The organism is Actinomadura soli (assembly GCF_005889715.1).
Lineage (GTDB): Bacteria > Actinomycetota > Actinomycetes > Streptosporangiales > Streptosporangiaceae > Spirillospora > Spirillospora soli.
The window spans coordinates 1-7,698 of record NZ_VCKW01000326.1; the positions used below are offsets into that span (position 1 = coordinate 1).

Annotated in this window: 8 protein-coding genes and 1 pseudogene; 4 read left to right on the forward strand and 5 right to left on the reverse strand. The window is 67.5% G+C overall.

All coding sequences use genetic code 11. The annotated features are described in order from the left end of the window. Positions 1 to 639: magnesium transporter MgtE N-terminal domain-containing protein (locus tag ETD83_RS36865; protein WP_205718081.1), on the forward strand; the 639-nt coding region annotated here is incomplete at its 5' end. Positions 640 to 1,328: 689 nt separating this feature from the next. After that, positions 1,329 to 3,353: a phosphocholine-specific phospholipase C gene (locus ETD83_RS36875; RefSeq protein ID WP_138649841.1), complete on the forward strand. Its 2,025-nt coding sequence runs from the start codon at positions 1,329 to 1,331 to the stop codon at positions 3,351 to 3,353. Positions 3,354 to 3,587: 234 nt separating this feature from the next. On the opposite strand, the gene ETD83_RS44040 is transcribed toward ETD83_RS36875, so the two are convergent. From ETD83_RS44040 to ETD83_RS36885, 3 genes are all read right to left on the reverse strand, one after another. Continuing rightward, entirely contained in the window at positions 3,588 to 3,920 is a 333-nt protein-coding gene (locus tag ETD83_RS44040) for a nuclear transport factor 2 family protein (protein ID WP_205718083.1), read from the reverse strand. A gap of 539 nt (positions 3,921 to 4,459) precedes the next feature. Then, positions 4,460 to 4,627: a hypothetical protein gene (locus ETD83_RS43190; protein WP_171064654.1), complete on the reverse strand. Its 168-nt coding sequence runs from the start codon at positions 4,625 to 4,627 to the stop codon at positions 4,460 to 4,462. Positions 4,628 to 4,835: 208 nt separating this feature from the next. Then, the gene (locus tag ETD83_RS36885; RefSeq protein ID WP_138649842.1) at positions 4,836 to 5,174 is read right to left on the reverse strand and encodes a nuclear transport factor 2 family protein; all 339 of its coding nucleotides are present in this window, start codon (positions 5,172 to 5,174) and stop codon (positions 4,836 to 4,838) included. Positions 5,175 to 5,630: 456 nt separating this feature from the next. Between ETD83_RS36885 and ETD83_RS36890 the strand changes: the two genes are divergently transcribed. Next, positions 5,631 to 6,575, forward strand: coding sequence for a LysR family transcriptional regulator (locus ETD83_RS36890; RefSeq protein ID WP_205718082.1), 945 nt, complete (start codon positions 5,631 to 5,633; stop codon positions 6,573 to 6,575). Positions 6,576 to 6,675: 100 nt separating this feature from the next. Here ETD83_RS36890 and ETD83_RS36895 read toward each other — a convergent pair whose 3' ends face one another. Together ETD83_RS36895 and ETD83_RS36900 are read right to left on the reverse strand one after the other, a co-directional pair. Beyond that, a complete protein-coding gene (locus tag ETD83_RS36895) occupies positions 6,676 to 6,876 on the reverse strand; it encodes a hypothetical protein (RefSeq protein ID WP_138649843.1) in 201 nt (66 codons plus the stop codon). 52 nt (positions 6,877 to 6,928) lie between these two features. Further along, positions 6,929 to 7,120: pseudogene (locus ETD83_RS36900) on the reverse strand (TerD family protein); the annotation flags it as partial. A 4-nt stretch (positions 7,121 to 7,124) separates the two neighbouring features. Between ETD83_RS36900 and ETD83_RS36905 the strand changes: the two are divergent. Continuing rightward, positions 7,125 to 7,607 carry a MarR family winged helix-turn-helix transcriptional regulator gene (locus ETD83_RS36905; protein WP_138649844.1) on the forward strand — a complete coding sequence of 161 codons (483 nt, stop codon included), beginning with the start codon at positions 7,125 to 7,127 and terminating at the stop codon, positions 7,605 to 7,607. Positions 7,608 to 7,698 lie beyond the last annotated feature (91 nt).

The following is a 7,698-nucleotide window of genomic DNA, read 5'->3' on the forward strand; positions in this document are numbered from 1 at the left end:
GCGCCCACCCCCGCCCGTCCGAACGACGCCCCCACGGTGCCCATCCGCGTGAACGGCGACCCCGAGCCCCCCACGACCGTACCCCCCGCGAACGAAGCGGCACGGCTGGCTCGACTACCTCCCGCCGCCATCCGCGACGCCATTGCCGGACGAGATCGCGCCTTCGCCGGCCGGCTGCTCCGCGCCCTGCCCGTCTCGCAGGCGGTGCACGTCGTGGCCGCATGCGACCCCCTTCGAATGGGCGAACTGCTCGATGCCCTGGCCACAGACCCCCGCGCCGCCTCGTCCGTCATGCGCGGCCTCCCCGCCGCCTGCGCCGCCTCTGCCGTCCCCCACATGGCACGCACGAAGGCCGCCGCGACCCTGGCCGCGATGTCCGCCAAGGAGAGCGCTCAGATACTCCGCCGATCGGACCAGCGTGTAGCGGCCGACATCCTGAGCACGTTTCCACCCGACATCGCCTCCCGCCATCTGGAGGTGATGTCCGTCCAACGCGCCTGCGCGGTCCTCAACCACGTCCCGCCCATCATCACCGCTGCTCTCCTGCGCGACTGCGCCGACGGACGAGCGAACCAAATCCTGCAAGGTCTGAATTCTCCCGTGCGCACCCAGGTCCTACGCCACACCAACGACTCGTGACGAACCCCCTTCACCGGATGCGACATGCTGGTACGAAGCGTTCCGGTCTGTCGACTGGTCCATGACGTAGACGGTCGCCCCTGCGCTTGCCGAAAAGTACGTCCGGGCAGGTGAAAGGCGTAATGCCTGATACTGCGGCGGATGCGGCTCCCGGTACGGCCGGACACGGTGCCGCGCTGGCACCGGGACCTGATCGCACTCCGGCACGCCTGTGGGGCTCCAGAATCACGGTTCGTGATCCGGCGCTCCAGCTCGTCGCGGCCGGACACGCCCCCGAGGACGCGGAGGGCAGGGCGTCGCACCACCCCGCACAGCAGGACACCGACCGCGCACACCTCGCCGCGAGTCCGGATCGCCCCGCCGAACACGTGGCCCACATCAGCCACTTGTCCACGATCGTCAGAACCGGCGTGCAAGCAGTCGTAAGCGACGATTTCCTGCGGCTGACCGCACATCCGTCCCGCACCCTGGACGACCACAAGAAGGAAATTCGAGTCCACGCACCCCAGCTACGCCGACCAGAGCAAACACGGCCTGCGGCAACCCAGGTGGGCTGCCGCCCAGGGCTGTGCCGTCGTCCGCGAGGGCTTTAGCAGCAGTTCCGAGCGCGTACACGCGCACGCCACCAGGGACAACGACGATCTGTCGGGCTTTGAGATTTCTGCTCGTCTCGCATTGCGGAGGCATGTATGAGCGAGGTCAGTCGTCGGCGGTTCTTGCAGTTGGCTGGAGGTACGGCGGGGCTGGCCGCTCTACCGCAGAGCATCGCGCGGGCGGCCGAAATACCCGCGCATCGCCGGACCGGCACGATCCGCGACGTGGAGCACATCGTCGTGCTGATGCAGGAGAACCGATCGTTCGACCACTACTTCGGCACGTTGTCGGGCGTGCGCGGCCTGGGCGACCCCCGGCCGGTCGCGCGGCCCGACGGGAAGCCGATCTACCACCAGGCGGACGGGGCGGCGGACGTCCTGCCGTTCCACCCCGAGGTCGAAGACCTGGGCATGCAGTACCTGTATGGGCTTCCACACGGCCGCAACGACGGCCAGCAGGCGTTCAACAACGGCAACTACGACAAGTGGATTCCGGCGAAGTCGAAGTACACGATGGCCTACCTGGACCGGGGAGACATCCCGTTCCATTTCGCGCTCGCCGACGCGTTCACCATCTGCGACGGATACTTCTGCTCCTACATCGGCGCCACCGACCCCAACCGCTACTACATGCTCACCGGTTACACCGGAAACGACGGCGCCGGTGGTGGACCGGTCCTTGGGAACGAGGAAAAGGGATACGGCTGGACCACCTATCCGGAACGGTTGGAGAAGGCGGGAATTTCCTGGAAGGTGTACCAGGACGAGGGAAACGGCCTGAACGCCGACGGGGGCTGGGGCTGGACCGGCGACGCGTTCATCGGCAACTACGGCGACAACTCACTGCTGTACTTCAACAACTACCGCAATGCCAAGCCGGGCGAGCCGCTGTTCGAGAAAGCCCGTGTCGGCACAAGGGCCATCAACGGCGAAAGCTACTTCGCCATCCTTGAGAACGACGTCAAGAACGGCCGGCTGCCACAGATCTCCTGGATTCCCGCGCCGGAGGCGTACAGCGAGCACTCCAACTGGCCGTCCAACTTTGGCGCCTGGTACATCGCCAAGGTCCTGGACGCGCTGACCGCCGACCCCGAGGTCTGGAGCAAGACCGTCCTGATCATCACCTACGACGAGAACGATGGCTTCTTCGATCATGTCGTGCCTCCGTATCCGCCGCTGCCACGGACCGAAAGCGCCTCCACCGCCGATACCACCGCCGAATACTTCGCGGGTGGCGGCGGGTACGTGGCCGGGCCGTACGGTCTCGGCCCGCGCGTCCCGGCGTTCATCGTGTCGCCCTGGAGCAAGGGCGGCTGGGTCTGCTCGCAGACCTTCGACCACACCTCGATCCTCCAGTTCATGGAGAAGCGCTTCGGGGTGCGCGAGCCGAACATCTCACCGTGGCGCCGCGCCGTGTGCGGCGACCTGACCAGCGCGTTCGACTTCGCCGACCCGCAGGCTCGGCCAGCGAGGCTGCCGGACACCGACGACTACGACCCGCCGGACCACAATCGGCACCCGGACTTCGTCCCGGCGATCCCGGCCACGGCGCAGCCACTCGAGCAAGAGCGCGGCCGACGCTTCACCCGGCCACTGCCGTACGACCTGAGCGTGGCCGGTGAGGTCGCCGATGGCCGGATCACCCTGAAGTTCGCCAGCCACGGCAAGGCGGGAGCCTGCTTCCACGTCACCGCCGCCGGTCAGGATCCGCGCACGTACACCGTCGAGTCCGGTCACGAGCTATCGGGTTCCTGGAACGGCGAGAGCTACGACCTGTCGGTGCACGGTCCGAACGGCTTCCTGCGCCGGTTCGCCGGAAGGACGGACGAACGGGTCGAGGTCGAGGCCCACGTCAAGCACGGCGTGATCTGGTTGACGCTGATCAACATGGATGACCGGGCCGTTAGATTCTCTGTCACTGACGGCTACGGCTCTCAGACCCGCAAGATCCAGGTGCGTCCGAACAGCCGGGCAAGTCACCAGCTGGTACCGCTGCGCACTTCGCACTGGTACGACCTCACCATCACCTGCGACATCAGCAGCGATTTCGTACGCCGCCTCGCCGGCCACGCCGAAACCGGCCGCCCCGGCCTCACCGACCCCGCTGTCAACGTGCGATGAACGGCACAACGTGATCTCTATTTGATGCTGGCTCACTAACGGCCATTGCCGACCAGTCACTTGATGACAAGACCGGCAGCGACTTTCTCCGCTCAGAGGCCGACAACCGCTTGCCTTGCGACGGAACTCGGGGATAGCTCCTGGGCATCGTGCGTTTCTCCTCGTGATCGAAGACACGAGGATTCCAGGTCGGTGACCTCGCCAAAGCCGGGGTCGACCGCGTGAGACGCGCTTTCAGCCTCGCGATCGAGGGTGGAGCCGGTCCGGTAGGTCGGCCAGCGCGAAGACCTTCCAGAAGTAGGCATCCGCCGCGTGCTGGTCGCCGGGGTAGTTGATCGCCTCGGCGATCCGGCCCTCCTCGATGCGGAAGGCCAGCGCCCAGGTGATGTCCAGTCCCTTGGGTTTCGTGCTCCACCCGCGGTGCAGGTCGACCACCCAGTCGCCGTCCGCGGCCAGGAAGATCGTCTCGGCCTTGAAGCCCGCCCGGCCGAGCGCCTTGAAGAAGGCCAGCACCTCGTCCGGACCCTCCTTCGTGCCGGCCAGGGATGGTGTCCGGGGATGGTCCAGGTGATGTCCCGGGCGAAGAACCTCGTGCGCAGCGCCTGGAGATCACCGTTTCCGTAGGCCTCGTAATACTTGCGGATCAGGGTGACGTTCGGATGCTCGCGAGGCTTGCCGACGGGCTCCGCCGCGGCAGGTTCGGGGCCCGCGATGGTCGCGGCGGCCGCGGTGACGCCGACGGCGCGCAACAGGCTCGCGCGAGAGATATCGGTCAAGAGGAACTCCCTTCGGAAACGGGGACAGCGCTTGTCCCGCTCATGTGGTGGTCGTAGCGAGAGGACGGCGATGGTTAGTGCGCCCAACGCCGCGACGGCGGCGCCGACGAGATAGGCCGTGTGATAGCCCGTCAGCACGCCCGCCTGGCCGGCAGACGTAGGGGGCGTGTGGGCGACCGTCACCAGAGCCGCCACGCCAAGGCAGCCGCCGAGTTGCTGTGCGGTGACGTTGAATGCGCCGGCGACGCCGTGACGAGCCTGCGGCACCCCGGTGAGGGACGCGATCGCCAGACCCGCCTCCAGCGGCGAGTATCCGAGCATGCCCTGCATTTAGAGGGGGGCGAAGAACAGCAGGCCCAGCACCGGGGTGAAGAAGGTCACCGCCGCCAATGTCGCCGACCGTACCGTCCGCAGACGGAGGACGGCCAAGGGCCACAACGGGTCGGGGCTGCTCCGCTCCCAGGCGACGAACGCGGTCAGCAACGCCGCGATGGCCATGGGTGCCCATACCTGCGGTTCGGTTCCACCCGCCGGTGGCCGCATTGCCCACCCCGGGACACGGCCCCGACCAGGCCGGCTGACGGATTCGAAGACGTCCCCCTGCCGGGAAGTGAGTTCAGCGGTCACGTGAGCTCCGGTCGCGAGTGAGCTGTCTCCATTGGCTCTCCACAGATCTCGGGATTTCCGCGCGCCGTATACCAGCGGCTCAGTAGCGGCCGGCAACGTCGCGGATCAGCCCGTCCTGGATCAGGAATGCGTAGGAGAAGCTCTCGCCACCGCCCCCGCTCGTCTTGAAGTCGTACCTCACGACGTACCGGTCGCCGTCCCAGCGGCTCCCGATGGCCTTGTAGCGGCCGCCGACGTCGAGTACTTCGGGAATGAGGAAGCGATTCATGATGTCCGCCCGCGACGGGTAGACGCGGCCGACGCTGTCGAACCGGGCGTTCTCCGCGAAGGCGGCCTCGACCCCTTTCGCGTCACCCGCGTTGGCCGCGTCCAGGAAGCGGCGCGCGACCCGTTCGGCCTCCGCCTTGTCGACGGGCACGGCGACGGTGGACGCCCGAGGGGAATCCGAGGCACCCGCCTCCGTGCCGGCGCCTGCGGAATGTTCCGGTGAACCGCCGGTATCCCCCGCGCTACCGCAACCTGTGAGCAGTACCGCCGCCACCATTGCGAAGCCGATGTACTTACGAAAGCGCATGACAAAATCTCCAGCTCCTGCCATTTTCTTTCCTTCGCTTCCCGGCCGACGAGCGGCCCCTGCGCCACGGCCCGACGACGCGGGATCTCCCGCGGAGCCGAGGGGCGGCCTCCGCTGCCGAAGGATGTCCGCTGGGCTCAGCAAAGCGCGGGCTCCCCGCGCGAGTCCAAGACCTTTGCCTATGCAAAAAGCGCATGGAGACCCGAGGGCGGGCGTCCCACCCGAGATGGCAAGGGAGCGTGAGACCCATGCCCATACAGTTGACGCCTAGATCAGCCCTTGGGTCAGGGAGGCCTGCGCATGGACGTGGACACGCGATCCCTGCGGTACTTCATCGAACTCGCCGAACAACTGAACTTCACCCGCGCCTCCGAACGGCTCTTCGTCTCCCAACCCGCACTGAGCCGAAGGATGCGCCAGCTTGAAGAGGACCTCCGCACGCCGCTGTTCGAGCGGACCGGTCGCGAGGTCCTGCTGACCCCTGCGGGCGAGGCGCTCCTCCCGCTCGCGCGGCAGCTCATCGCCGACTGGCAGGCGGCCCAGCGCGCCGCGCGCCTCGTGGCCGCGGCCAGGTCCCGAATCCTGCGAGTCGGATTCGAGGCTTCCGGCGCCGGGACGATGGCCACCCAGGCTTACACCGAGTTCATGCGGCGGCACCCCGATTCCTCCGTCGAGCCCAAGCGCTTCGAGTGGGGCGGGGAGGTGATGGCGCTCCACGAAGGGCTGGTCGATGTCGCCTTCATCTGGCTGCCCGCCGACACCACCGGATTGCACACCGAGGTCGTGGCCGTCGAGCGGAGGATGGCCGGGCTGGCCACCGGACATCCGCTGGCCGGACGGGACACGATCTCGATCCTGGAGCTGAACGACGACCCGATCGCCTGGACCCGGCGGGCACCGAGGGACTGGGTCGACTGGTGGGCGGTGAACCCGCGTCCCGACGGACGAAAGCCGCTGTGGGGACCAGAGAACGACAACGTCGAGGAGATGCTCGAACACGTGGCCTCCGGCCGGGCGATCTGCCTCAGCCCCGAGTCGATGACACTGCACTACAGCCGTCCGGATCTGGCCTGGGTGCCCGTGGACGACGTCTCACCGCTGCGCATCGCCCTCTGCTGGCCGGTGAACACCACCAACCAGTCCGTCGCCGACTTCGCCTCCGTGGTCAGGCGCCTGTCCAGGGGCCCCACGTCCGGCTCAACCCGCGATCCGATCCCCGGAAAAGCTCGCGGGATCGGCGATTGACACCGGCGATGCCACCTCGACCAGTTCTACCCCCGTTATGAACGCAGGCTGGAGAATCAGCTCACCATCCTCGGACTTGTTCTATTTGCAAACGAACAGACTAGTCCGCTCCTGCGGTGGTGAATCGCCGCCAGGCGAGTTCCTGCTGTTCGGGTGGGGTGTCGGCCTGCTCGGCGCAGTCCATGCGCAGGTGCCGGTGGCCGAACGGTTTCGTCCAGGAATGCGCATGGCCGCGGCCGAGCTGACGGCGTCCGTCCTCGGCACCGAACTCGCCGCCGTCTTCACCGGCGTCTGCCGCCAATACACTCCATAGCGGACGGGGCCGGGCGCGCGGCCCGTCCACGCGCCCGGCGTCAGACGTTGACGCCGAAGTCCTTCGCCACCCCCGAGAGGCCGGAGGCGTATCCCTGGCCGACGGCGCGGAACTTCCATTCGGCGCCGTTGCGGTAGAGCTCGCCGAACACCATGGCCGTCTCGGTGGAGGCGTCCTCAGTGAGGTCGTAGCGTGCGAGCTCGGAGCCGTCGGCCTGGTTGCTAGGTTTCACAACCATGGTTGTGCATCCTACGTCCGAGAACATCGACCTGTCACTTGCCGCCCTGTTCGTGGGCTGGGCCATGGCCGACGAGGTTCAGCAGCGGTTGGCGGCCGACGGCTTCAGCGAGCTGCGATTCAACGACGGGGTCGTGATCCAGCACGTCCTCGCCGCACCGTTGTCGATCACCACCCTCGCCGAACGGATGAACGTCAGCCAGCAGGCCGCGTCCAAGGCCGTCGCCGACCTCGAGCGCCGCGGACTGCTCACCCGCACCCCCTCCCCCAACGACGCGCGCACCAGGCTGCTGTACCTCACTGGCCACGGCCAGGCCGCAGTCGACGCCGCCCGCAGACACCGCGCGGCCCTCGACGCGGAACTGGCCAATGAATTCGGCCGGGATCGCCTCGACGAAACACGCGCACTACTCGCCGAACTCCTGTCCCGCTTCAACGTCGACGGCGTGATCCGCAGGCGCGCGATCCGCCCGCCCACCTGAACCTTCCAGATCGGCCAAGACCTTTTCGCCCCGAGCCTGTCGGCTCCCAGTCGCCGTCGCATACGCCGCCGAAACCCCCGCCTCACCACCC